The organism is Ochrobactrum sp. C6C9 (assembly GCF_022627935.1).
Taxonomy (GTDB): domain Bacteria; phylum Pseudomonadota; class Alphaproteobacteria; order Rhizobiales; family Rhizobiaceae; genus Brucella; species Brucella teleogrylli.
In genome coordinates this window covers 59,907-83,629 of sequence record NZ_JABXGB010000023.1, presented here as the reverse complement: position 1 = coordinate 83,629, position 23,723 = coordinate 59,907, and the positions used below count along the sequence as shown (strand labels likewise).

Genomic DNA, 23,723 nt, shown 5'->3' with positions numbered 1-23,723 from the left:
TTCCCCGTCCTTCGAGACGCACCCTGCGGGCGCTCCTCAGGATGAGGAAAGCTTGCACCTGCACCTTGAGCCGGTGCAAAGCACCGCGTTGCAGGCTTATTCGAATTCCATAATCAGTTCGTCGACGGCAAGGCTTTCTCCGGCCTTGACGGCAACGCGCTTGACGGTGGCGCGACGTTCGGCGCGCAGCACGTTTTCCATCTTCATGGCCTCGACCGTCGCAAGTGGTTGTCCGGCTTCCACCGTAACGCCTTCCTCTGCCAGAATCGAGGTGATGACGCCCGGCATCGGGCAGAGCAACATTTTCGATGTATCCGGCGGCAGCTTGACCGGCATCAGCTTTGCCAGTTCCGCGATGCGGGGTTTTCGCACATGCACGGTCAGGTCCATGCCGCGCCAGCGCAGACGCCAGCCGGAGCCCGCGCGGGCGACCTTCACGCTCAGCGGCTTGCCGCCGACGGTGAATGTGGCGAGTTCGCGTCCTGGATGCCAGTCGCTGGCAATGGTGAGGCTGCCGCCATCGACGAAATTCACCGTTGCGCCGCCTTCGCCGTCGGCAAGGCGAACCGGCAGAAGATGGTCGCCGATCTTGACCACCCAGTCGTTGCCGGGCTTGAGGTCCTGCCCGGAAAGACGACCGGAAATTTGTCCGTCGCGGGTGACAACGGTGAGATTGATATGGGCAGCGACTGCAGCCAGAAGGCGCGCATCATCTTCCGATGGCGCAACACCCGAGAAACCATCCGGATATTCCTCTGCGATGAAGGCCGTGGTCAATGCACCGGCTCTGAAGCGCTGGTGGTCCATGACGGCGGACAGGAATGGCAGATTGTGGCCGATGCCTTCCACTTCGAAGGCGTCGAGCGCGTTGCCCATCGCGTCGATTGCGGCAAGGCGATCCGGCCCCCAGGAGCAAAGCTTGGCGATCATCGGATCGTAATACATCGAGATTTCGCCGCCCTCGAACACGCCGGTATCGTTGCGGATGACCGTTCCGTCGTCGCGACGACCTTCCACCGGAGGCCGGTAGCGGGTCAGGCGACCAATGGAGGGCAGGAAGTTGCGATAAGGGTCTTCGGCATAGAGACGGCTTTCCATGGCCCAGCCATTGAGCTTCACATCGGCCTGACCAAAGCGCAGCTTTTCACCGGCGGCAACGCGGATCATTTCTTCCACCAGATCGATCCCGGTGATGAGTTCCGTCACCGGATGCTCCACCTGCAAGCGCGTATTCATTTCGAGGAAATAGAAATTGCGGCTGCCATCGACGATGAACTCAACCGTACCGGCGGAAAAATACCCAACCGCCCTGGCAAGTGCGACGGCCTGTTCGCCCATGGCCTTGCGGGTCGCTTCGTCGAGGAAGGGTGAGGGCGCTTCCTCGATCACCTTCTGGTTTCGGCGCTGGATGGAACATTCGCGTTCGCCGAGATAGACGACATTGCCATGCTGGTCGCCAAGCACCTGAATTTCGATATGGCGCGGCTGCGTGACGAATTTTTCAATGAAAATGCGGTCGTCGCCGAAGGAGGATTTTGCCTCGTTGCGCGACAGTTGAAAGCCTTCGCGGGCTTCGTCGTCGTTCCACGCAATACGCATGCCCTTGCCGCCACCACCGGCAGACGCCTTGATCATCACCGGATAGCCGATGGAACCAGCGATCTTCACCGCTTCGTCAGCGTCTTCGATCAGGCCCATATGGCCGGGCACGGTGGAAACGCACGCTTCCGCCGCCAGCTTCTTGGAGGTGATCTTGTCGCCCATCGCATCAATGGCGTTCACCGGCGGTCCGATGAAAGTGACATTGGCCGCCTTCAGCGCTTCGGCGAAACGGGCATTCTCCGACAGGAAGCCATAGCCCGGATGCACGGCGTCCGCCCCGGTCTGCCTGATGGCATCCAGAATCTTGTCGATGACGATGTAGGACTGGTTGGAAGGTGCAGGCCCGATATGCACGGCCTCGTCGGCCATTTTCACATGCAGCGCATTGCGGTCGGCATCGGAATAAACCGCAACCGTGGCAATGCCCATCTTCTTTGCGGTCTTGATCACACGGCAGGCGATTTCGCCGCGATTGGCAATGAGGATTTTCTTGATCATCTTTATCTACTCAACTGAACCGGATCACAGCGGAATGGTGTCGTGCTTTTTCCAGGGCGCGCTTTGTTGCTTGTTGCGCAGGCTGGCAAAAGCGCGCGCAATGCGGCGGCGCGAGGAATGCGGCATGATCACCTCGTCGATGAAGCCACGCTCGGCGGCGACGAACGGATTGGCGAAGCGTTCTTCATATTCGCTCTGGCGGGCGGCAATCTTTTCGGGGTCGCCCAGTTCCGAGCGATAGAGGATTTCCGTTGCGCCCTTGGCACCCATCACGGCGATTTCCGCCGTTGGCCAGGCATAGTTGATGTCCGCGCCGATATGCTTGGAGGCCATCACGTCATAAGCGCCGCCATAGGCCTTGCGCGTGATGAGCGTGACCATAGGCACTGTCGCCTGACTATAGGCGAACAGCAGCTTTGCGCCGTGCTTGATGACGCCGCCATATTCCTGCGCCGTGCCCGGCAGAAAGCCCGGTACGTCCACAAGGGTCAGAAGCGGGATCGAAAAAGCATCGCAGAAGCGTACGAAACGTGCGGCCTTGCGCGAGGAATCGATATCGAGGCAGCCTGCAAGCACCATGGGCTGGTTAGCGACGACGCCGACTGTCTGGCCTTCGATACGAAGGAATCCGGTAATGATGTTCTTGGCGAAGGCTTTCTGAATTTCGAAGAACTCGCCTTCGTCTGCCAGCGCGTGGATCAGTTCCTTCATGTCGTAGGGCTTGGTTGCGCTGTCGGGGATCAGCGTATCGAGCCGCATTTCCAGCCGGGACGGGTCGTCATGCACCGGACGGACCGGTGGCTTGTCGCGATTGTTGAGTGGTAGGAAATCGAACAGAATGCGCACCTGTTCCAGCGCTTCGATGTCGTTTTCGTAAGCGCCATCAGCGACCGACGACTTGGCGGTATGCGTGCGTGCGCCGCCCAGTTCTTCCGCCGTGACGATCTCATTCGTCACGGTCTTCACCACATCCGGGCCGGTAACGAACATGTAAGAACTGTCGCGCACCATGAAGATGAAGTCGGTCATCGCCGGGGAATAGACCGCGCCGCCCGCGCAGGGGCCCATGATGACGGAAATCTGCGGAATGACGCCGGAGGCATCGGCATTGCGCTTGAACACGTCGGCATAACCCGCCAGCGAGGCGACGCCTTCCTGAATGCGCGCGCCGCCCGAATCGTTGAGGCCAATGACGGGCGCGCCGTTCTTCATCGCCATATCCATGATCTTGCAGATCTTCTGGGCATGGGTTTCCGACAGCGAGCCGCCGAGCACAGTGAAATCCTGACTGAACACATAGACCTGACGGCCATTGATCGTGCCCCAGCCGGTGACGACGCCATCGCCTGCCACTTTCTGCTCCGCCATGCCGAAATCGGTGCAGCGATGCGTGACATACATATCGAACTCCTCGAACGATCCTTCGTCGAGAAGCACTTCGATACGTTCGCGGGCGGTCAGTTTGCCTTTGGCGTGCTGGGCATCGATACGGCGTTGGCCACCGCCGATACGCGCTTCGGCGCGGCGGGCTTCGAGCTGTTCTAGGAGTTCCTGCATTATTGCGGCCTTCGAAAGTCGGTTATGAAACTGAAATGATAGGCATTTTTAGATGCGTTTTCTAAAATGCTTAAAGCGCTTGTGAGCCGTGTAGAAAAGCTTGAAAAGGTGCGATTGTGTAAGTTATAAATTTGCAAATAGCAAAATGCGAAATTGCGAAAATGGCACCTAAAAAACTCTATGTCGGCAGGAAGATACGTCAAATCCGCGAGCAGCATAAGGCCACGCAGTCGGCCTTTGCTGAACGTCTCGGTATTTCAACGAGTTATCTGAACCAGATCGAGAACAACCAGCGCCCCGTTTCGGCAGCCGTCCTGTTGGCGCTGGCCGAGAATTACCAGATCGATATTGGCGCGATCTCGCTCGGGGATGATGACCGGTTGTTATCGGCGGTTTCCGAGGCGCTGGCCGATCCTGTATTCGACAATTACAAGCCGAACCTCCAGGAGTTGAAACTCATCACCCAGAATGCGCCGGGACTGGCGCATGCCCTGATCGCCTGCCATCAGGCTTATCGGCGCAACAGCGAGCAGCTTGCCAGTCTCGATAACCAGCTGGGGCGCGCGCCTTCGATAGCCGAGCCTGCGCCTTATGAGGAAGTTCGCGACTTCTTTCATTTTATCGACAATTATGTGCATGAGATTGATGTTGCAGCAGAAAAGCTTGCCGAGAAGCTGGATATTCCCGGTCGGGATATCGGTGTCGCCCTGCCGCAATATATGGAAGACCGCCACCGCGTGCGGCTGGCAAGGTCCGGTTCAGACGAGGCGGTTCTGCGTCGCTTCGATGCGCAAGCACGGGTTCTCTATCTCAATCCCTATTCGCCTGCTTCGACGCGCCATTTCCAGATCGCATTTCAAATCGCCGAACTTGAAATGGAAGAACTGGTCAATGCGATAGCAAGGCGGGCCGATTTCAGGTCGGTCGAAGCAGTCGAGATTTGCAAGATCGGCCTGCGCAATTATTTTGCCGGCGCGCTGGTCATGCCGTACCAGACTTTTCTGTCGGCGGCGAAAGAACTGCGCCATGATCTTGAACTTTTGGCTTCGCGGTTCGGGGCCAGTCTGGAACAGGTTGCGCATCGTCTCAGCACTTTGCAGCGTTCGGGCCAGCGCGGCATCCCGGTTTTTTTCGCGCGTATCGACCGGGCAGGCAATATCACCAAGCGACACAGTGCCGCCAAGCTGCAATTTGCGCGTTATGGCGCCGCCTGTCCGCTCTGGAATGTGCATCAGGCTTTCGAAATGCCAGGAAGGATTATCCGTCAGTTGGCAGAAACGCCTGACGGTGCCCGCTATCTCTGTGTGGCCACGGAACTGACGAAAAGCGAGGGTGGTTTCAACGCCCCGCAGCGGCGCTATGCCATCGCCCTTGGCTGTGAAGTGGGCTACGCCCATGATTTCGTCTATGCGGATGGTCTCGATATCACGGCGCGGTCAGCCTTCGATCCCATTGGCGTTTCATGCCGGATTTGCGACCGTGCGGAATGTGTGCAGCGTGCCGTGCCGCCGCTCAAAAGCAGGCTGGCGGTCGATCACGACCGCCGTGGCATCCTGCCTTACAGGTTGATGTAGTCAGAAACCTGCATGTTCCTTGAGGAAGTCGGCTTCGTCTTCCGTGGTTGCGCGGCCCAGCACCTTGTTGCGATGCGGGAAACGGCCGAACTGCTCGATGATGTTGTGGTGGTCGCGGGCAAAGCCGAGCGAATATGGGTCGCCGAGCCTTTCATAAAGCTCGACGCAGCGGCGCTGGTGGTCCAGATTTTCGCTGTGCATGAAGGGCAGGTAGAAGAACTGCCGCTCATCGGCGGAAAGCTGCCGGTCGAAATCGTGGTCGAGCGCCTGCATGGCCACATCCAGTGCCAGGCCGTCGCTCTCGAAGGAACGCGGCGAGCCGCGGAACATATTGCGCGGGAACTGATCGAACAGGATCGTTAAGGCCAGCGCGCTTTCCGGCTGTTGCTTCCACGATTCCAGCTTGCCGGCGCGTGCATCGGCATAGGCGACAGCGAATTTCTCGCGAATCTCATTGTCGATATCGTCGCTTTTCGTGAACCAGTTTTCACGCATCTTGGGCGAAAACCAGAATTTGAGCACATCTTGCGGTTCGATAGCCATCTGGGGCCTCCCTTTATCGTTTCAGGCTCAACACCTATTGGGTCTTGGGTGGAGCCTGATCCGGCTGCGGGCAGGGCGGCTCTCCCTTGAAGTTGCGGGACATACAGCCGAATCGGTCAAAACTCTTGCCTGTATCCATGGCAGCCTTTCCCGCGCCACCGCAGCCTGTGAGGATGATGCCGGATAACAGGGCGAGCGAGACAAATATACCGCGTCGTTTCATGATGTTTTTCCCGAAAATGGACAGGCGCTGTCGGTTGAACAGATAATAGGGACGGGGTGAAGGCAGGACAATAGAGGTGCTGGATTTGCCGTGTGTTCACAAAGTTTCACATTCTTGCCCGATACTTGTGGTTCAGTTGAGGCCATTAACCGGTCAGCAAGTTCTGCGATCTAGGAACGATCGGCAATGGCCTCGTGGCGGAATGCAACGCAGGGAGCCTGCAAACTCCCCTGTCCTTGGTTCAAACCCAGGGCGAGGCCTCCATCATCCTCTTCCGCGATAATTCTGCACGCCCTGTTCAGGAATCCAGACATCCTGCGGCGCTGCACCGGTCTGGTAAAAAACGTCGATCGGGATGCCTCCACGCGGATACCAGTAACCGCCGATGCGCAGCCATTCCGGTTGCAGCAGATCGACCAGACGCTTGCCGATAGTCACAGTACAATCTTCGTGGAAAGCGCCGTGATTGCGGAATGAAAACAGGAAAAGCTTGAGCGATTTGCTTTCCACCAGCCAGCGGTCCGGAACATAGTCAATCACCAGATGCGCGAAATCCGGCTGCCCGGTCATGGGGCAGAGCGATGTAAATTCCGGTGCCGTAAAGCGCACGCAATAGCGCGTGCCATGCTGCGGATTGGCGACCTTTTCGAGAACGGCTTCTTCCGGCGAGGTGGGAACACCTGTGGTCGATCCCAGTTGGGTAAGGCCGGAATATATTGTATTTTCTGACATTTAAGCGCCTTTCGTCAAGTTACGGCGCAGCCAGTTTCGCGCTTATGCGCGCAGCACAAGCATTGCTGCTTGGCTCTTGTCCTTGTTTTGACCGGGTAGGCTGCGACCGGTGGCAAAATTGCCGATGCAGCTGCACTATCAGGCAGCTGAGCAGGCGTAAAGGGAAATAGATACAGGAAGGCCCGCGCGAGGGGGCGACGCGGGCCTTCCTTAAACCGGCTTCAATCGGCTTGCTACAAAGCAAATCCCGAAAACCGTACCAGACGTTTCAGGATGTACTCTAGCGGCGATCCGAAATCGCGCATCCGATGGCAACGCCGATCAGAATGCCGAGAATGCCGGCGGTCCCGAACAGCGTGGTCGCCGTTCCGGGATTTTCACGTATCGTCTCCGCCACCACTTGTCCGCGATCGCGCACAGCCTGTGCCGTGTGCCGCAGCCGACCCGATACGTCATCCATTGCGTCTTCCGCACGCTCCCGGAATTCTCCAGACTGGGAGGCAAGCGAGCGGGAAAGACGTTTCAGCTCACCGCGCATATCGGCGATCTGCTTTTCCAAAGCCTGCTGGATATCGTTGGTGGTCTTGTCTTCGGCCATTTGTCGTCTCCGTTGATTGATGCAAGGAAAACGTGCGGAACGCCGTTCGGTTCCATTCGATTTCAGAGCCGGGTGGAGCTTATGGTAAACGGATCATAAACCATTTTAATTTACCAATTTTGAATACAAAGAACTGTCTGGAGCGGGGCCAGAATGTATATCGAAAATGGTGCGCCAATCAGCCGAACCGAACCGGTTTCGGCCCGTATCGTCAAAGCCGCAGCGCTTGCGCAATGCTGCATTGACCAGCAGGAGCCGCAGCAATCTCGTGCCTTCGCTGAAGCAAGCCTGACACTGATGCTCGACGATCCGTCGCCCAAAGTGCGCATTGCCATGGCCGATGTTTTGTCCACCAGCGCGCATTCTCCCTTGCATATCGTTACGGCGCTTGCAGCCGATCAGCCGGAAGTGGCTGGCTATATCATCGCGCGCTCGCCGCTGTTGAGCGAGGCGGACCTTATCGACCGCGTTTCCTTCGGCGCGCCGTTGATCCAGTTGCTGGTCGCGGCCCGTCCGCATGTTTCCATCGCATTGGCCGCTGCCATTGCAGAAGTCGGCTCATTCGAATCGGTGGCCGAACTTCTCCGCAACAGTTGCGCGCGGATTGCGCCGCTGTCATTCCGCCGGATTGCAGAGCGTTGTGGACATGAGCCACAAGTGCGTGAGGCACTGTTGGCGCATCCGCAACTGCCTGCCGATTGCCGTCATTTGCTTGTGGTGAAGGTCGGCGACGCCCTGCGCCAAATGCCGCTGGTCAATCGTCTCCTTGGCGAGAGACGCGCCGCGAAGCTCGTCGGCGATGCGTTCGTGCGGGCGTCCATCGACATAGCCGAAGCTTGCACGCAGCAGGAATTGCCCGCAGTAGTCGAACATCTGCGACTGCGCGGGGAGGTGACGACCGCTTTCATCATCCGTGTTGTCGCGGGCGGTCGCATTGATCTGTTCGCGGCCCTGATGGCGTCGCTGTCCGATCTCGATGAAGAACGCATTTGCTCGATCATTTCGCACGGACGCCCGGCGGCAATGGTCGCTTTGCTGCGATCCGCCGGATTGAGTGATGCTACCCACGCCGCATTGATTGCGGCCATCGAGGCATGGCGCGCTGTTGCCAACGGACGCAGCAAGTTCGGCCCGGTCGAAGTCTCCGCTCTGATGCTTGAAACCACTGGCAAAAGCAGACAACTGGCTGCAAACGACGATCTCTTCGCGTTGCTGCGTTCAATCCATCAGGAATTCATGCGACAGACCGCCCGCGACAGGCTGAGCCTGATGTCGGTGGCCTGATTTGATTTAGGACTGCCGAAAGATGGGCAGTCTGCTCAAAAGATAGCCCGCGGTCGTTCCACAGACAGCACCCACGGCCTTGAAAAGAAAATCCGCCATTTCCCCGTGACGTCCGGGCGCAAGACGCTGCAACAACTCGAATGCACCCGCGCAGCCGACTGTCAGCAGCAAAACAGATAGCCAGTGGCGGGGATAAGCGAGGGCAAACAGCGTGCCCACCAGAAAGAACGCGCCGAAGCGCTCCACATCCGCAGGTTCGCCGCTGATCGGGCGCAGGCTGATCGGGCCGACTGTGACGATGAGAATGGAGGCGAGGACCAGCCACGCAAAAATGCGTAAAAAACGCTTCATGGAAGTATGTCCTCTGTTCGGCTCTATTCTTCGCTGTGATCGCCCTCAGCTTCGTCCTGCCGGGGATCTCCGCATCGCGCATACATACGGTCTGTGACGGATTTTTTCAGATTATTGCCGAACGGCAATTCGTAATGCGAGATGACATCGACGCCCATACACCATTTAACATCGTGCGGCGAGAGGCCGTAATTGGTTTCCAGAAAAGCAGTCACATATTCAACGCCGTCCTCGCAGGTGTCCGTTTTGCAGAACTTGCCGTCGCGCGCGAGCTGGCGAATCGATCCTTCGCCGAGCTTGACCACGAGTGGCTCGATTGCAAATGGAAGCGCACCGCCGATTGCGATGACGATAAGGCCTGCCAATGTGTATTTTATCGAGCGCCGCATAAATTGCCATCATGCTGGTTTCAGGATGGGCTATAACGCACGATCGGCAATATCATGGCAAGAGAGCGCAGCCGCTAATAACTCTATATCGCTGTTTTAATGCGCTTTTCCCATAACGTATCGTACATTTTTCGTGTTCTTCGACTGTTATAAGCCCAAGTTTGCGGCTCCTAAAAGAGTGTCAATATTTTAGGATGTGACGGATTGATATTGACTTTTACGTAAATGCGGTTGCACAACATTCAATCACTCAAGGTGAGGTGCAATGCCGTGGTGCGCGAATATTATACGATTACGGAACTGACGCGGGAATTCGGGATATCAACCCGTACCTTGCGTTTTTACGAGGATGAAGGACTGATCGCGCCTGTGCGGCGTGGCCGGACCCGCTTGTTCCGCCCGTCGGACCGCCACCTTCTCAAGCAGATTCTGCGCGGCAAGCGACTGGGCTTTTCCATCGCCGAGATTCACGAGATCATCCAGATGTATCGCGAGCCGCCCGGCGAGACCGGTCAGCTCAAGCTTTTGATGAAGCGCGTCGAAGAAAAACGTGACGATCTGCGCCAGAAGCGCCGCGATATCGATGAAACCGTCGGCGAACTGGATCAGATCGAAGAAGCTTGCATTGAGCGGTTGGCGGAGCTTGGCGTCAGCACCTGACGCCATCTATTCCGGTTGTGTATCGGGAACAGGCGAACACATATTCGCGATTTCCCGCACCGTACTGTTGTTCTGTTGATCAGCCTTGCCGGTAAAGACGTCATCGAACAGTTGCGCCTTGTCGAGCTCGGTCACGACACAGCCGCAGAACGCCTTGCAAAGCGCTTCGCTGCCGGTTTGCGAACAGGCGGCCACGCAGGACTGCGTGAAGGCTTCTCTTGGCGCTGGTCGCGCAGGCGGCGCGATTTGCGCGAAGACATACACCAGAGAAATAAGTACCGGCTGGTGAATGAGGTAGAAGGCAAGGCTGTGCCTGCCGATAAAAGTGAGCGGCTTTTGCAGAAAGCGGGGCTTGATGCCTCCGGAAAGCAGCGGGAGCAAATTGTAGCGCTCGGCGATGCGCGACGCGGCAATTCCCAACAGAACAGCGCCAAACCATGGAAATAGCGGCACAAAGTCGTTGGACCGTATTGTGACGGTCGAAAGACCGAGGAAAGCCAGTGCCGGATGGTTGAAAATATCGGCTCTGGCAAAATGGGGCGCAGCAATGACCAGGATGGCCGCGCAAAGGGTCACGATCCATGGCAGTCGCAAGAAAAGCAGGCCCAGAACGCTTGCGAGCGCAATTTGATGCAGGATGCCGAAAAAGATGAAGCTTTCCGGTGACATCAAATAGGTGACGCCGGTGATGGCCGCAGCCGCAACGACGATCTGGACAAGACGTATGCCCATTGAACGCCAGCGTATGCCGCGACCATGGGCTAGAACCAGGCTGAACCCAACGAGAAACAGGAAGCTGGAAGCAATGCAGCGCGCGAACAGTTTCCAGCCGCCTTGTGCCGTCGTTGCCGGGGCCATATAGCCGAAAAACTCCAGATCCCAGCCAAAATGATAGATCGCCATGGCGATTAGCGCGATTCCGCGCGCAATATCGATGCGTCCGAGACGAGGACGCGAGGCAGCGGGTGACAGTTCCGTTTCAGCGGTGTTCTGCATGATGCTTTCCGGTTTCGATTCCCCGCAAATCTCTAACACAGGCTGATCCAAGGCTATAGTATCGAGATGCGTGGGATTCGGCCCCGTGTGGATCGGTTCGCTAGGGGTTTCAGAGTGTTCTACAGTTTTTCAAAGCTTTTCTGGCTGTTCTTTCAGCCGCTTACGATCATTTTCCTGTTCGTTTTGCTCGGAATTGTGGCCATATGGGCCGGTTTTCGCAAAACAGGCCTGTCGGTATTGGGACTGGCCGCGCTTATCGTTTTCGTCAGCGCTTTCACAACGCTCGGCGCTCTGTTTCTGGCCCCACTGGAAGACCGCTTTCCGAGAGCTGCTTTGCCGGATAAGGTCGACGGCATTGTCGTTCTGGGCGGTTACATGAATGGCGACATCAATGCGGGACGGCCCGGTTTTGAATTGAACAGCGCGGCTGACCGCATTGTCGAGACGATGCGGCTTGCGCGGCTTTATCCCAATGCGAAGATTATCGTTTCCGGCGGCGAGGGTGCTTTTTTCGAGCAATCCACCAGCGAAGCCGACACAACGCGCGCGCTTCTGGACGATCTCGGCTTTTCCGGAGACCGCTATATCTACGAGAACAAGTCGCGCAATACGGTTGAGAATGCGGTTTTCTCGAAGGAACTGGCTCAGCCCAAAGCGGGAGAAAAGTGGCTGTTGGTGACCTCCGCCTATCACATGCCACGCGCGGTCGGCTGTTTTCGCAAGGCGGGTTTCGACGTGATCGCCTGGCCAGTCGATTACAAGACGCGATTGAACGAAGAATTCTCCATCTATCTGGAGTCGCCCAACGATGCCCTTTCGCGCTTCAGCGTCGCCATGCGCGAGTGGGTGGGACTTGCGGCTTACCGGATTACCGGCAAGACAGATATGTTCCTCCCACAACCCTGATGCCGCATTTTCGCCGCCACTGTAAAGCTTTTGTTAATGAAAAAATTTTGTAAGCTTTTGATACGGAATGGATTTTTAAAGTGCGGTGCTTGCAGTTTTGACAGGTTGCCGCATTTCAGCCGCTTTTCACCGTTGCATTTCGCACTTCACGGGGCTATATGAGCGGTAACAGTGACGTGATCAAAACCACTGTTTGTCAGACCGATACACAATAGGGTTATGAAAAGTTCCATGGACGAAACAGTTCAAAAATCCTGCTGGGGCGTTACGCTCTGGGCAGTCATTGGGCTCGCCGCTATTATTCTCATGGCCTACCTCTTCTCTGTTTGATCGATCAGGCGCTGGGGTCTGAACGATCCGGCAGCAGCGCAGAAACAGAGCTACGCATTCCGGAAAATTGATGCCGCATTTCGGCAATCCGTTTGCGTTATTCCTTTCTTACACTATCTGATATGAATGTACCGCAACGCGTGTTGTATTCGCTCGCGTATACAACCGTCTGGATAGGACGGGCGTTAGGTCAAAGCTTGGTCAGCTCCGTTTAGTCGAAGCTGCAGAAGGTGTGGAATGTTTCTGTCGGTTTTCGATCTCTTCAAGATTGGTATTGGGCCCTCCAGCTCCCATACGATGGGTCCCATGACGGCTGCGCGGATGTTTCTCAATGAGATCATCAGCGGCAACTGGCCACGGCCTGCGCATTCCAAAATCGTTCGCCTGAAGGCGAGCCTGCATGGCTCGCTGGCTTATACCGGCGTCGGTCATGCGACGGACCGCGCCGTCATTCTCGGCCTTTGCGGTTTTCTGCCCGACACGATCGATCCCGATATCATGGATTCGGAAGTAGAAAAGGTTCTGGCGGCCAAGAAAGTGCAGCCGGGAGGCCATCCCGCCTATCAGTTTGATCCGGCGGTCGATCTTGTTCTCGACCGCAAGACGCCGCTCCCCGGCCATGCCAACGGTATGGCGTTTTCCGCTTACGATCACGACGACAATCTTTTGTTGCGTCGTGCTTATTTTTCCATTGGCGGCGGTTTCGTCGTCACAGAGGAAGAATTGAGCCGCGTCCAGCGCAGCGGTGCGAAGCCGGATGACAAGGCCGACGTGCCTTATCCTTTCCGCAATGCCGCTGAAATGCTGGTCATGGCCCATGATAGCGGGCTGTCGATTGCCGAAATGAAGCGCGCCAATGAAGAAGTGCATATGTCGCGTGAGGAACTCGACGCGGGGCTGGATCGCGTCTGGGGCGCCATGCGCGGCTGCATCGAACGCGGATTGAGCCGCGAGGGCATCATGCCCGGCGGGCTGGGCGTTCGTCGTCGGGCACGGCACATTCACGACAAGCTTCAGGATGACTGGCGCAACAATCGCAGCAATCCGTTGCTCGCCAATGACTGGCTGTCGGTCTATGCCATGGCGGTCAACGAGGAAAACGCTTCGGGCGGCAGGGTGGTTACCGCGCCGACCAATGGCGCCGCGGGCGTGGTGCCTGCGGTGCTACGCTATTATCTGCATTTCCACGATGATGCCGACCAGAAGGGCATTCGCGATTTTCTGCTGACGTCGGCAGCCATTGGTGGCGTCATCAAGCACAATGCGTCGATTTCCGGCGCAGAGGTTGGCTGTCAGGGCGAGGTGGGTTCCGCTTCGGCAATGGCGGCAGCGGGGCTTGCCGCTGTTCTCGGCGGTTCGCCGGAGCAGATCGAAAATGCCGCTGAAATCGCGCTCGAGCATCATTTGGGCATGACGTGCGACCCTGTTGCCGGATTGGTTCAGGTGCCTTGCATCGAACGCAATGCGCTGGGTGCGGTGAAGGCGGTGACAGCTGCATCGCTGGCCGTGAAGGGCGATGGCAAACATTTCGTGCCGCTCGATGCCTGTATCGAAACCATGCGTCAGACTGGCCACGATATGAGCGAACGCTACAAGGAAACCAGTCAGGGCGGTCTTGCGGTGAATGTCGTAGCCTGCTGAGTTCTCAACTTTAGGAGAACGCGATTCTTCTTGCTTGAAGCGGTCGCATCCCTTGGTTAAACCGCTTCCATGGCTCTCAATCTCGTCAAGCTTTGTGTCGGTTGCGATAGTATCGAAGATCTCGCAGCCTGGATCGATTTCCGCCTCGCTGAACAGCGGGGCGCGGGGCTTGTGCCCGAACAAACCCACACGACGCGGATGGTGCCGAAACGCATCGACGAGCTTCTGGAGGGCGGTTCGCTCTACTGGGTCATCAAGGGCAATATCCAGTGCCGCCAGCGTTTGCTTGATGTGCGGCCCTTTACGGATGAAGTCGGCATCAGCCGTTGCCATTTCGTGCTGGAACCGAAGATCGTTCCGACGGAATGGCAGCCGCGCCGCGCTTTTCAGGGATGGCGTTATCTGAGCGAGAACGAAGTGCCGCGTGATGAAGCGGCTGGAAAGTCGGGCAGGGCAGCGCTCCCTGCGGAACTGCGTCAGGAGTTGGCAGCACTCGGCCTGCTCTGAGCAATTTTCCCGGAATCAAAAAGGCCCACCAAAAATCGGCGGGCCTTTATTTTATTCAGCTAATTGCCGCTCAGTTTTCAATCGTCACACGAACGGTGATCGTGTTGGAATTGACTGGCAGCGTCATGCGCATCCGGGCACGTGGCTGGGCGATGCGTTTGTTACGAGCGGCATGGCTGACCAGCAGGCCGACGAGATCACGGGTTTGAAACCCCGTGCCGCGACGCACATCGGCAATCCGCAATGCAGCCTGCTTGAGCGTCTGTACCGAGAACAGACCGCCCAGCGAAGGCACACGGTTTTCTTCATGAGACCAAATGGTGGTCTTCAGCGGCGGTACGAATGTGTCTTTCATATTGGACATCTCGAAACCCTCTACGCTTTACAAAATTCGGGTTTGAAGCTGTTGCGAGGAGAAAAAATCCCCTCGCGATTGATCAGTTGGCGACGGCATAGCAGCCGAAGCTCTTCTTCTTGAGAGAAGCACAAGCATCCCATGCAGCCTGCTTCGAGGTGAAGCCGACGAAGCGGGCGCGGTAGAATGTGGCGTTACCCTTGTTGAAGGTTTCCGTGTAGGGCGATGCGCTGCGCAGCGCGCCACCGACAGACGAGGACGCCTTGGCAAGCATGTCGCGGGCCTGACCTTCGCTCGGCAGAGAACCGATCTGGATCGCCCAGCCGCCAGCAGACGGGGCCGATGCGGTGGTGACCGGGTCTACCTCCTGTGCCTGCGCTTGGGCCTGAGCCTGCAGGGTGCCGGATGGGATTTTGGCCTTCGGTGTCGGGCGAATGGCGGCCTGTGCTGCGAGCGCAGCCGGACGGGCTGTTGGAGCGGCCAGTGCAAGCACCTGCGGCTGTTCCGCGTCACCTTCACCGGATTCGTTGTTGATGACTTCGTTGACCGATTCGACACGGGCAACCGGCACAGGCGCTTGTCTCGCCTTCGGCAGATCGACGGCGGCGACAGTCTGCGGAACGTCATTGGTTGCGGCAATGAGAGCGTCGGTACTGCGACCGCGCTTGGCCTGCGGGAGATATTTGTTGATCAGCTGCGCCATATGGGCGTCGCGGCTTGCGCCTGTATTGCCGCCCATGACCACGGCAACGATGCGGCGGCCATCGAGATTGACCGACGAAACGAGGTTGTAGCCGGAAGCATTGGTATAGCCGGTCTTGATGCCGTCGACGCCTTCGATGCGGCCCAGCAGGCGGTTGTGACCGTTGATGGTCTGACCACGATAAACAAAGCTGCGGCGCGAGAAATAGGAGAATTCACGCGGGAAATGCTGACGAAGCGCCATGCCGAGGATAGCCATGTCGCGCGCGGTGGAATGCTGCGCCATGTTCGGCAGGCCTGATGCGTTGCGGAACGTGGTGTTGCGCATGCCGAGACGGCGCGCCTTGGCGGTCATCATCTGGGCAAAGCGCTCTTCCGAACCGCCGATATATTCGCCGACCGCCGCCGCAACGTCATTGGCGGACTTGGTGATCATGGCGAGCGCCGCATCTTCGGCGCGGATGGTCTGGCCCGGGCGGAAGCCGATCTTTGTCGGTGGACGCGAACGGGCATAGGCTGACACGGGGATGGGCGTATCCCTGCTGATCCGTCCGGCCTGCATGGCTTCGAAGAGCATATAGAGCGTCATCATCTTGGTCAGCGAAGCGGGATAGCGCTGCGCGTCGGCGTTTGAAGCAAAAAGCGTCTTGCCCGTATTCGCATCGACCACGATCGCAGCATATCTGTCGCTGGCGGCAATCGCCGGTATCGTGGTGGATGCTGTCGAACAGCCTGTAACGGTCGCGAGAAGAAGTGTAGCTTGCGCCGCTTTTTTCAGGGCATATGCGACTTTACTGAATGCCATACGCACGATGATGACCCTACCTGTATTCCGGAATTTTTAAGCTGCGGCGCAAAAGGCACACAGCAATCTAATTCCACCACCCTAATGTCATCAGCGTTACCAATCCGTTTATGGTAAGCGCGTCGTTCATAATTTTCTGAAAATTTTTGCGGTCACTCGGCCTTGGTCGCAGCTTTGATCACGCATTTATGAAGTTTTTTCGCAGCTGCGCGATGCCCGTTCCGTCAAAAAACAAACGCCACTTTTGGCAGAAAGCTTTAGCAAACGGGGGCTTGACCTATATTAGTTGTGTCAAGGGGCTCGCTGGTAATAAGTCTCGGTTGCAAGTGCCACTGAAGGGCTTAAAATCAGAACGAAAAGACCTACATATTGAGGCAGGGCGGGGTCGGCAGATGGGCATTTGGGTACAGGTTTCATGAGGCATTTCAATACAGTCATGCAAAGCAAGACCGATGGCGGGAACGGGCCGGAAAACGGCACCGTTGTGGTCACGCGCACGCAGCCCAAAACCAAGAAGCCCAGCCTCTACCGTGTCCTGCTACTAAACGACGACTACACCCCCATGGAGTTCGTCGTACATGTCCTGCAGCGTTTTTTCCAAAAAAGCCTTGATGATGCCACGCGCATCATGCTGCATGTTCACAATCACGGTGTCGGTGAATGCGGAGTATTTACATACGAAGTCGCCGAGACCAAAGTGAGCCAGGTCATGGATTTTGCCCGCCAGAATCAGCATCCGCTGCAATGCGTGATGGAGAAAAAGTGAGGTCTTATGCCATCGTTCTCTCCCAGCCTTGAAAGGGCACTGCATCAAGCCCTGACCATCGCAAACGAGCGGCATCACGAATATGCTACGCTCGAACATCTTTTGCTTGCCCTGATCGACGATCAGGATGCCGGCGCAGTGATGCGCGCCTGCAACGTCGATCTGGAGCACCTCAAGCGCGTCGTTACCGATTATATCGACCGCGAACTGGACAATCTCGTCACCGGCTATGACGAGGATTCCAAACCGACGGCCGCTTTCCAACGTGTGATCCAGCGCGCCGTCATTCACGTTCAATCTTCGAATCGCGAGGAAGTTACGGGTGCCAATGTGCTCGTCGCCATCTTTGCGGAACGGGAAAGCCATGCTGCCTATTTCCTTCAGGAGCAGCAGATGACCCGTTACGATGCCGTGAACTATATTTCACACGGCATTTCCAAGCGTCCTCAAAGCGGCGAAACCCGTTCGCCGCGCGGTGCCGAAAGCCCGAGCGAGGAGCAGCGCCCCGGTGGGGAGCAGGAAGAGGGACCGAAGAAGAAGCAGGACGCCCTGTCTGCTTACTGCGTCAACCTCAATGACAAAGCCAAAGCCGGTCGTATCGATCCACTGATTGGTCGCGACAGCGAAATCAGCCGGACGATTCAGGTTCTGTGCCGCCGCTCCAAGAACAACCCGCTTTATGTGGGTGATCCCGGCGTCGGCAAGACGGCCATTGCCGAGGGTCTCGCGAAACGCATTGTGGAAGGACAGGTTCCTGAAGCGCTTGCCGACGCGACGATCTTCTCGCTCGACATGGGCACACTTCTGGCGGGAACGCGCTATCGCGGTGACTTTGAAGAGCGTCTGAAGCAGGTCGTGAAGGAACTCGAAGAGTTTCCGGGTGCGGTTCTGTTCATCGACGAAATCCACACGGTCATCGGTGCCGGTGCGACTTCGGGCGGTGCGATGGATGCATCGAACCTGCTCAAGCCAGCACTGTCGTCCGGCGCAATCCGTTGCATCGGATCGACGACCTATAAGGAATATCGCCAGTTCTTCGAGAAGGACCGCGCGCTTGTGCGTCGTTTCCAGAAGATCGACGTCAATGAGCCGTCGATCCCGGATGCGATTGAAATCATGAAGGGGCTGAAGCCTTACTTCGAGGATTTCCACAAGGTCAAATACACGGTCGACGCCATCAAGTCGGCGGTGGAGCTATCCGCGCGCTATATTTCCGACCGAAAGCTGCCCGATAAGGCGATCGACGTGATCGACGAAACCGGCGCCAGCCAGATGCTGCTGCCGGAAAACAAGCGCAAGAAGACCATCGGCGTGAAGGAAATCGAAGCGACCATCGCGACGATGGCCCGTATCCCGCCGAAGTCCGTCTCGAAGGATGATGAACTCGTCCTGTCGCATCTCGATGCGGAACTGAAGCGTGTCGTCTATGGCCAGGATCTGGCTATCGAAGCGCTGTCGGCCTCGATCAAGCTGGCCCGTGCGGGTCTGCGTGAACCGGACAAGCCAATCGGCTCCTATCTGTTCTCCGGCCCAACCGGCGTCGGCAAGACGGAAGTTGCCAAGCAGCTTGCCGCCTCGCTTGGTGTGGAACTCCTGCGTTTCGACATGTCGGAATATATGGAGCGCCATACGGTTTCGCGGCTTATCGGCGCGCCTCCCGGCTATGTCGGCTTCGATCAGGGCGGTCTTTTGACCGATGGCGTGGACCAGCATCCGCATTGCGTGCTGCTGCTCGACGAAATCGAGAAAGCCCATCCGGACCTTTACAACATTCTGTTGCAGGTCATGGATCATGGCTCGCTGACCGACCATAACGGCAAGAAGATCGATTTCCGCAATGTGATCCTGATCATGACCACCAATGCCGGTGCGTCGGATATGGCCAGAGCGGCAATCGGCTTCGGTTCCACGCGGCGTGAAGGCGACGATATGGAAGCGATCAACCGGCTATTCACGCCGGAGTTCCGCAACCGTCTCGATGCGATCATTCCGTTCGGTCCTCTGCCGGTTCCGGTTATTCATCAGGTTGTGCAGAAGTTCGTTCTTCAACTCGAAGCCCAGCTTGCCGAACGCGGCGTTACCTTCGAACTGACCGAAGGCGCAATCGCATGGCTGGCCGACAAGGGCTATGATGAGCGCATGGGCGCGCGTCCGCTCGGACGTGTCATTCAGGAACACATCAAGAAGCCGCTGGCCGATGAAGTGCTGTTCGGAAAGCTCAAGCATGGCGGTACGGTACGCGTCGATGTGATCACCAAGGCAGACGGCAAGACCGATCTGTCGCTGGAATCCGTCGCCGAGCAGCCGGTGAAGCCGAAGAAGGATATTCCGGCCGAGAAGAAGATTTCTCCGCGCCGGAAGGCCGCGCCGAAGAAGGCTGAAAAGGAAAAGGTTCTGGCCGGTAAGGACGAACCAGCTCCGAAGCCAGCTGCAAAAGCGGCGCCGAAAGCTTCAAGCGCCAAATCGTCGGTGCCGAAAGTGCCGCGCAAGAAATAAATGCATGAACAGACGGCCCCTCTTCGGAGGGGCCGTTTTCGTTTGAAGTTTAAACTTATCGATCCTCGGTCAATTCTATTCTAACGTGGCTTCATGCCAGCGACTCATCTTCCAGATAAGCCTCCACATCAGGACATTGCGCCAGCGCATAGCGGCCAGCATTTTCGCTGGTTTCTGCGTGGTTGCAGCCGCATTTTCAGCATTCCGGCCATCTTGCTGATGAGTTCGTTTGTCGGCTTTGCCGGGCTTGCGATTGAAAGCGGCATTTCGGTCGGGCAGGCGGTGTTCATGACGCTGACCATCTGGGCACTGCCCGCCAAGGTCGTGCTGATCGGTGCCGTCAGTGCAGGCGCAACACTGCCTGCCGCTGCGCTCGCTGTCGGACTGTCCTCGGTGCGCCTCATGCCGATGGTAGTGGCGCTTCTGCCGGAACTCAAAGGGCCAAAAACGCGTAAGCTGACGCTAGCGGTGCTCTGCCATTTCGTGGCGGTGACGGCCTGGGTCATGGCGATGGAGGAGTTGCGCAATATTCCGCGTGACATGCGCACCAGCTATTTTGCCGGGATCGGCTCGGTTCTGGTTGGAACCAATGCGCTGGTGGTGGCGACTGTCTATATGCTGTCGTCTTCGTTCCCGCCGGTTGTGTTTGCAGCCCTTTTCCTGCTGACGCCAATGTATTTTCTGACCTCGCTCTGGCGGTCGGCGCGCGAACTGGCAGGGCAGGTCGCGATGGCGTCCGGCTTGCTGTTGTTTCCGCTCTTTCACCAGTTCATGCCGGGATATGACCTGCTCTGCACGGGCATTGTGGGTGGCCTGATCGCCTTTGGATTCCACAGAAAGCGCAGCATGACGAAGGAGAAGGCGCTATGAACTGGGACAGTTTTGACAGCCAGTGGTGGCCGTTCGTCTTCATCATTCTGGCGGGATCGCTGCCGACCTATATTTTTCGCGTCATGGGCGTAATCGTCGGCGGGCGAGTCCGCGAGGATTCCGAGTTTCTTGTGCTGGTGCGCTGTGTGGCAACCGCGCTGGTCGCGGGCGTGATTGCACAGCTTATTCTTTATCCGAACGGCGCACTTGCCGATTCGCCGATATGGCTTCGGGTCGGAGCCGCCGGTGCAGGATTTGCCGCCTATCTGATGGCTGGCAAGCGTTTGCTTGTCGGTATCGCGGTTGCGGAAATCCTGCTGATTGCCGGTCTGTTGACGCTCTAAGAGTGAGTCTTATCAGAGCGCTGCGCGGATTTTTTCAGCATTTGCTGAAAGAACGGCTGCGTCTTCCATCTGGCCAGTATGCGGCTTGAGAGCGACGCCTTCAAAACGCGGAATGACGTGGAAATGCAGATGATAGACGGTCTGGCCGGAAGCCGGTTCGTTGAACTGCATGACGGTGACGCCATCGGCATTGAAAGCCTTCTTCACGGCCTGCGCGATTTTCTGCACGGCGGCGATGACGACGGCCAGCTTTTCCGGCTTGGCGTCGAGCAGATTGCGCGACGGCGCCTTCGGCACAACCAGCGTGTGGCCGGTGCCCTGCGGCATGACATCCATGAAAGCGACGACATCGTCGGTTTCGTAGACGCGGGTGGACGGAATTTCACCCCGCAGGATTTTCGCGAAGATGTTGTTGTCGTCATAGGTGGCAGACATGCGATTCTCTCCAATGCTGGACTTTGCCAAATTTGACCGCATAGAGAGGCGTTAGGCAAGCTTCGTGGGGGCAGCTTCGTGGCGGTAGGGTGTGTGTTCCTCCAGTGCCTCATGAATTTGCTCGACCTCGCGCCGTTCCTGAACGAGATAGTCGCTCACCGCATTTCGGAAACTTTCATTGACGATGTAATGCGCGGAATGGGTCGTTACTGGCACATAACCGCGTGCAAGCTTATGTTCGCCCTGCGCGCCTGCCTCCACCACGCGCAGCTTGCGCTCGATGGCGAAGTCGATGGCCTGATGGTAGCAGACCTCGAAATGCAGATAGGGGTGGTCCTCGATGCAACCCCAGTGTCTGCCGAACAGCCTGTCCCCACCGATGAAATTGATGGCACCGGCAATATAGCGTCCGGCGCGTTTTGCCATGACCAGCAGAATATCCTCGGCCATGGTCTGGCCGATCAGCGAATAGAACTTGCGGTTGAGATAAGGGCGGCCCCATTTGCGGCTGCCCGTATCCATATAGAAAGCAAAGAAATCGTCCCAGACCGCTTCCGTCAGGTCGCTGCCGGTCAGCCAGACGATTTCAATGCCATCGGACAGCGCTTCGCGGCGTTCCTTTTTGAGCGCCTTGCGTTTGCGCGAAACAAGTTCACTCAGAAAGTCATCATAATTGGAAAAGCCGTTGTTTATAAAATGAAACTGCTGGTCCGTCCGGTGCAGAAAGCCCGCGCGTTCCAGCGCATTTATTTCGTCGGGCAGGGCAAATGTCACATGCGCCGAGGATACGCCTGCCTGATCGGTTAGCTCGCGCAAACCGCCTGCCAGTGCCAGCCGCACGGCTTCGCCATCATAGGCAATATGGTTGAGAAGGCGCGGCCCGGTTGCGGGCGTGAAGGGAATAGCCGCCTGAAATTTCGGGTAGTAACGCCCGCCAGCCCGCTCGAAAGCATCGGCCCAACCGTGGTCGAACACATATTCGCCCTGGCTGTGTCCTTTCAGATAGTTCGGTACAACGCCGAGCAATTCGCCACGATTGTTTTCAAGACGCAGATGGCGCGGCAGCCAACCTGCTTTTCGGGAAACGGAACCCGATTCCTCCAGCGCGGACAGGAAAGCGCGGGTCGTGAAAGGATTATAGTTCGCGTCCTGCCGGGAGGCCCCGGCAAGACTGCCCCATTCGTCTTCCGTAAACTCGCTGATATTTTCAACGATGCGAAGAACGAATCTTTCTTCACTGTGCGGATCTTCGTCGTTCACCGCAAATCCTTTGCTCTCAGGCGACCAGTGAGCGAGGGTCGAACCCTTCGAACGTGATCTGTTCGACATTGAGTTCGCTGTGCTTCTGCATTTCCCGGTCGCGCACTGTCCAGCTGATGACCGGCATATGCAGCTTTTCCCGCACGAAGGTGACGAACGGGTTCGGCAGATGATGCACATTATAGGATACGAAGGAAATGCCATGCGCGAGCATGGAGAAATGCGCTTCGAAATCCTGCGTGCGGGTGCCTTCCGCCGTCAGCCCGCCCGGAATGCCAGGCGCGTCGCTTGCAAAGCGGCGGATCAGGTGATGATCGAACGACATGATGGCCGCTTCGCCCTTATATTCGCCAAGCTCGCGGGCAACGGCTGCGACCAGCCCGTCATCGCGACCTTCGATGCCCTTGAGTTCGATCACCAGCGGAACTCGTCCATCGACCAGATCAAGCATCTGGCGAAGCGTCGGGACGCGCTCGGCAGTGCCGCCGACGTTAAGCGCGGTTGCTTCGGAGAGCGTGAGGTCGCTGATGCGACCCTCGCGACCGGCAAGACGTTGCAGGTCGTCATCATGGAAAACGACCACGCCGCCGTCTTTCGTCAGATGCACGTCGCACTCGATAGCAAAGCCCGCCTTGGCGGCTGCCTCAAACGCAGCGAGCGTGTTTTCCCAGCGGGTTTTGTTCAGATCGTGCAATCCGCGATGCGCCACCGGGCGCTTTGCGAGCCAGTCGATGGAGGACATTATGCAACCTCGATAATCGCTTCGACTTCAACCGGCGCGTTGAGCGGCAGGCTGGCGACGCCGACGGCGGAACGCGCATGTTTGCCAGCATCGCCCAAAACGGCGACGAGCAGATCGGACGCGCCATTGGCAACGAGATGCTGTTCAACGAAATCAGCGGTCGAGGACACAAAAACGGTGATCTTCACGATGCGCTTGATTTTTTCAAGATCGCCGAGCGCAGCCTTGGCCTGTGCCAGAATGTTCACGGCGCAGGCGCGCGCCGCAACCTGGCCATGGGCAACCGTCAATTTGTCGCCAACCTGGCCAGTGTGCACAAGTTTGCCATTTTCCAGCGGCAGCTGGCCCGAAGTGAGCAAAAGCGAGCCTGTTTCAGCAAAGGGGACATAGTTTGCAGCCGGTGCCGCGGCTACGGGCAGGGATATACCCAGGTTTTTCAAGCGGCTTTCGATCGTGTCGGTCATTGCATTAATCCTTGCTTGCAAAGGGACTTCTCCGTCACCCTATAGGCAGAATCGGTGAAGCTTTTTGGGAAGGGTGCGTTTTTTGCCTCGCTT

The 23,723-nt window shown here is 57.3% G+C and carries 25 protein-coding genes and 1 tRNA gene; 11 read left to right on the top strand and 15 right to left on the bottom strand.

Annotation, left to right across the window (positions count from 1 at the left end):
* Window positions 1–96 precede the first annotated feature (96 nt).
* On the bottom strand, window positions 97–2,100 hold the full coding sequence (locus HWD97_RS17825) for an acetyl/propionyl/methylcrotonyl-CoA carboxylase subunit alpha (RefSeq protein WP_109369196.1): 2,004 nt from the start codon (window positions 2,098–2,100) through the stop codon (window positions 97–99).
* A gap of 24 nt (window positions 2,101–2,124) precedes the next feature.
* Window positions 2,125–3,657, bottom strand: coding sequence for an acyl-CoA carboxylase subunit beta (locus tag HWD97_RS17820; protein WP_121536266.1), 1,533 nt, complete (start codon window positions 3,655–3,657; stop codon window positions 2,125–2,127).
* Window positions 3,658–3,818: 161 nt separating this feature from the next.
* Here HWD97_RS17820 and HWD97_RS17815 point away from each other — a divergent pair, with 161 nt between their 5' ends.
* The gene (locus tag HWD97_RS17815; protein WP_121536264.1) at window positions 3,819–5,231 is read left to right on the top strand and encodes a short-chain fatty acyl-CoA regulator family protein; all 1,413 of its coding nucleotides are present in this window, start codon (window positions 3,819–3,821) and stop codon (window positions 5,229–5,231) included.
* Here HWD97_RS17815 and HWD97_RS17810 read toward each other — a convergent pair whose 3' ends face one another.
* Together HWD97_RS17810 and HWD97_RS17805 are read right to left on the bottom strand one after the other, a co-directional pair.
* On the bottom strand, window positions 5,232–5,774 hold the full coding sequence (locus tag HWD97_RS17810) for a DUF924 family protein (RefSeq protein WP_121536262.1): 543 nt from the start codon (window positions 5,772–5,774) through the stop codon (window positions 5,232–5,234). It abuts the gene before it with no gap.
* A gap of 34 nt (window positions 5,775–5,808) precedes the next feature.
* Complete coding sequence (locus HWD97_RS17805) at window positions 5,809–5,997, bottom strand: hypothetical protein (RefSeq protein WP_109369192.1); 189 nt, start codon at window positions 5,995–5,997, stop codon at window positions 5,809–5,811.
* Between the two features lie 188 nt (window positions 5,998–6,185).
* Here HWD97_RS17805 and HWD97_RS17800 point away from each other — a divergent pair.
* Window positions 6,186–6,261 (top strand) — tRNA-Cys (locus HWD97_RS17800).
* On the opposite strand, the gene queF is transcribed toward HWD97_RS17800, so the two are convergent.
* The gene (gene queF / locus HWD97_RS17795) at window positions 6,262–6,729 is read right to left on the bottom strand and encodes a preQ(1) synthase (RefSeq protein WP_109369191.1); all 468 of its coding nucleotides are present in this window, start codon (window positions 6,727–6,729) and stop codon (window positions 6,262–6,264) included. It abuts the tRNA gene before it with no gap.
* A 280-nt stretch (window positions 6,730–7,009) separates the two neighbouring features.
* A complete protein-coding gene (locus tag HWD97_RS17790) occupies window positions 7,010–7,327 on the bottom strand; it encodes a YqjD family protein (protein ID WP_109369190.1) in 318 nt (105 codons plus the stop codon).
* A gap of 153 nt (window positions 7,328–7,480) precedes the next feature.
* Here HWD97_RS17790 and HWD97_RS17785 point away from each other — a divergent pair, with 153 nt between their 5' ends.
* A complete protein-coding gene (locus tag HWD97_RS17785; RefSeq protein WP_109369189.1) occupies window positions 7,481–8,611 on the top strand; it encodes a DUF2336 domain-containing protein in 1,131 nt (376 codons plus the stop codon).
* Window positions 8,612–8,617: 6 nt separating this feature from the next.
* Here HWD97_RS17785 and HWD97_RS17780 read toward each other — a convergent pair whose 3' ends face one another.
* Both HWD97_RS17780 and HWD97_RS17775 read right to left on the bottom strand, forming a co-directional pair.
* Window positions 8,618–8,962, bottom strand: a complete 345-nt coding sequence (locus HWD97_RS17780) for a VanZ family protein (RefSeq protein ID WP_121536260.1) — start codon at window positions 8,960–8,962, stop codon at window positions 8,618–8,620.
* Window positions 8,963–8,985: 23 nt separating this feature from the next.
* Window positions 8,986–9,351 (bottom strand): hypothetical protein, encoded by a 366-nt coding sequence (locus tag HWD97_RS17775; RefSeq protein ID WP_109369187.1) that lies wholly within the window; start codon window positions 9,349–9,351, stop codon window positions 8,986–8,988.
* 273 nt (window positions 9,352–9,624) lie between these two features.
* Here HWD97_RS17775 and HWD97_RS17770 point away from each other — a divergent pair, with 273 nt between their 5' ends.
* A complete protein-coding gene (locus HWD97_RS17770; RefSeq protein WP_078340841.1) occupies window positions 9,625–10,011 on the top strand; it encodes a MerR family DNA-binding transcriptional regulator in 387 nt (128 codons plus the stop codon).
* A 6-nt stretch (window positions 10,012–10,017) separates the two neighbouring features.
* On the opposite strand, the gene HWD97_RS17765 is transcribed toward HWD97_RS17770, so the two are convergent.
* Entirely contained in the window at window positions 10,018–11,007 is a 990-nt protein-coding gene (locus HWD97_RS17765; RefSeq protein ID WP_109369186.1) for a heparan-alpha-glucosaminide N-acetyltransferase, read from the bottom strand.
* A 114-nt stretch (window positions 11,008–11,121) separates the two neighbouring features.
* Between HWD97_RS17765 and HWD97_RS17760 the strand changes: the two genes are divergently transcribed.
* From HWD97_RS17760 to HWD97_RS17750, 3 genes are all read left to right on the top strand, one after another.
* Window positions 11,122–11,913: a YdcF family protein gene (locus HWD97_RS17760; protein WP_109369185.1), complete on the top strand. Its 792-nt coding sequence runs from the start codon at window positions 11,122–11,124 to the stop codon at window positions 11,911–11,913.
* 567 nt (window positions 11,914–12,480) lie between these two features.
* The gene (locus HWD97_RS17755; RefSeq protein ID WP_109369184.1) at window positions 12,481–13,884 is read left to right on the top strand and encodes an L-serine ammonia-lyase; all 1,404 of its coding nucleotides are present in this window, start codon (window positions 12,481–12,483) and stop codon (window positions 13,882–13,884) included.
* A 69-nt stretch (window positions 13,885–13,953) separates the two neighbouring features.
* Window positions 13,954–14,391, top strand: coding sequence for a DUF1489 family protein (locus HWD97_RS17750; protein ID WP_109369183.1), 438 nt, complete (start codon window positions 13,954–13,956; stop codon window positions 14,389–14,391).
* A gap of 70 nt (window positions 14,392–14,461) precedes the next feature.
* Here the strand turns inward: HWD97_RS17750 and HWD97_RS17745 are convergent, their stop codons facing one another.
* The gene (locus HWD97_RS17745) at window positions 14,462–14,755 is read right to left on the bottom strand and encodes a hypothetical protein (RefSeq protein WP_109369182.1); all 294 of its coding nucleotides are present in this window, start codon (window positions 14,753–14,755) and stop codon (window positions 14,462–14,464) included.
* A gap of 73 nt (window positions 14,756–14,828) precedes the next feature.
* Window positions 14,829–16,259 (bottom strand): D-alanyl-D-alanine carboxypeptidase, encoded by a 1,431-nt coding sequence (locus HWD97_RS17740; RefSeq protein WP_109369181.1) that lies wholly within the window; start codon window positions 16,257–16,259, stop codon window positions 14,829–14,831.
* Window positions 16,260–16,668: 409 nt separating this feature from the next.
* Between HWD97_RS17740 and clpS the strand changes: the two genes are divergently transcribed.
* The 4 genes from clpS to HWD97_RS17720 all read left to right on the top strand — a co-directional run bounded on the left by clpS (window position 16,669) and on the right by HWD97_RS17720 (window position 20,729).
* Entirely contained in the window at window positions 16,669–17,019 is a 351-nt protein-coding gene (gene clpS, locus HWD97_RS17735; RefSeq protein WP_109369180.1) for an ATP-dependent Clp protease adapter ClpS, read from the top strand.
* 6 nt (window positions 17,020–17,025) lie between these two features.
* Window positions 17,026–19,515, top strand: a complete 2,490-nt coding sequence (clpA, locus tag HWD97_RS17730) for an ATP-dependent Clp protease ATP-binding subunit ClpA (RefSeq protein ID WP_124916003.1) — start codon at window positions 17,026–17,028, stop codon at window positions 19,513–19,515.
* A gap of 219 nt (window positions 19,516–19,734) precedes the next feature.
* Window positions 19,735–20,385 (top strand): AzlC family ABC transporter permease, encoded by a 651-nt coding sequence (locus HWD97_RS17725; RefSeq protein WP_371835345.1) that lies wholly within the window; start codon window positions 19,735–19,737, stop codon window positions 20,383–20,385.
* Window positions 20,382–20,729, top strand: a complete 348-nt coding sequence (locus tag HWD97_RS17720; RefSeq protein ID WP_109369178.1) for an AzlD domain-containing protein — start codon at window positions 20,382–20,384, stop codon at window positions 20,727–20,729. The genes HWD97_RS17725 and HWD97_RS17720 overlap by 4 nt, the downstream gene beginning before the upstream one ends.
* 12 nt (window positions 20,730–20,741) lie before the next feature.
* On the opposite strand, the gene HWD97_RS17715 is transcribed toward HWD97_RS17720, so the two are convergent.
* Genes HWD97_RS17715 through HWD97_RS17700 form a run of 4 tightly spaced genes read right to left on the bottom strand, consistent with a single transcriptional unit; the run spans window position 20,742 to window position 23,630 of the window.
* The gene (locus HWD97_RS17715; RefSeq protein ID WP_109369177.1) at window positions 20,742–21,164 is read right to left on the bottom strand and encodes an HIT family protein; all 423 of its coding nucleotides are present in this window, start codon (window positions 21,162–21,164) and stop codon (window positions 20,742–20,744) included.
* 51 nt (window positions 21,165–21,215) lie between these two features.
* The gene (locus HWD97_RS17710; RefSeq protein WP_109369176.1) at window positions 21,216–22,424 is read right to left on the bottom strand and encodes a GNAT family N-acetyltransferase; all 1,209 of its coding nucleotides are present in this window, start codon (window positions 22,422–22,424) and stop codon (window positions 21,216–21,218) included.
* Between the two features lie 16 nt (window positions 22,425–22,440).
* Window positions 22,441–23,166, bottom strand: coding sequence for a glycerophosphodiester phosphodiesterase (locus HWD97_RS17705; RefSeq protein WP_109369175.1), 726 nt, complete (start codon window positions 23,164–23,166; stop codon window positions 22,441–22,443).
* Window positions 23,166–23,630 (bottom strand): RidA family protein, encoded by a 465-nt coding sequence (locus HWD97_RS17700; RefSeq protein ID WP_109369174.1) that lies wholly within the window; start codon window positions 23,628–23,630, stop codon window positions 23,166–23,168. The genes HWD97_RS17705 and HWD97_RS17700 overlap by 1 nt, the downstream gene beginning before the upstream one ends.
* Window positions 23,631–23,723 lie beyond the last annotated feature (93 nt).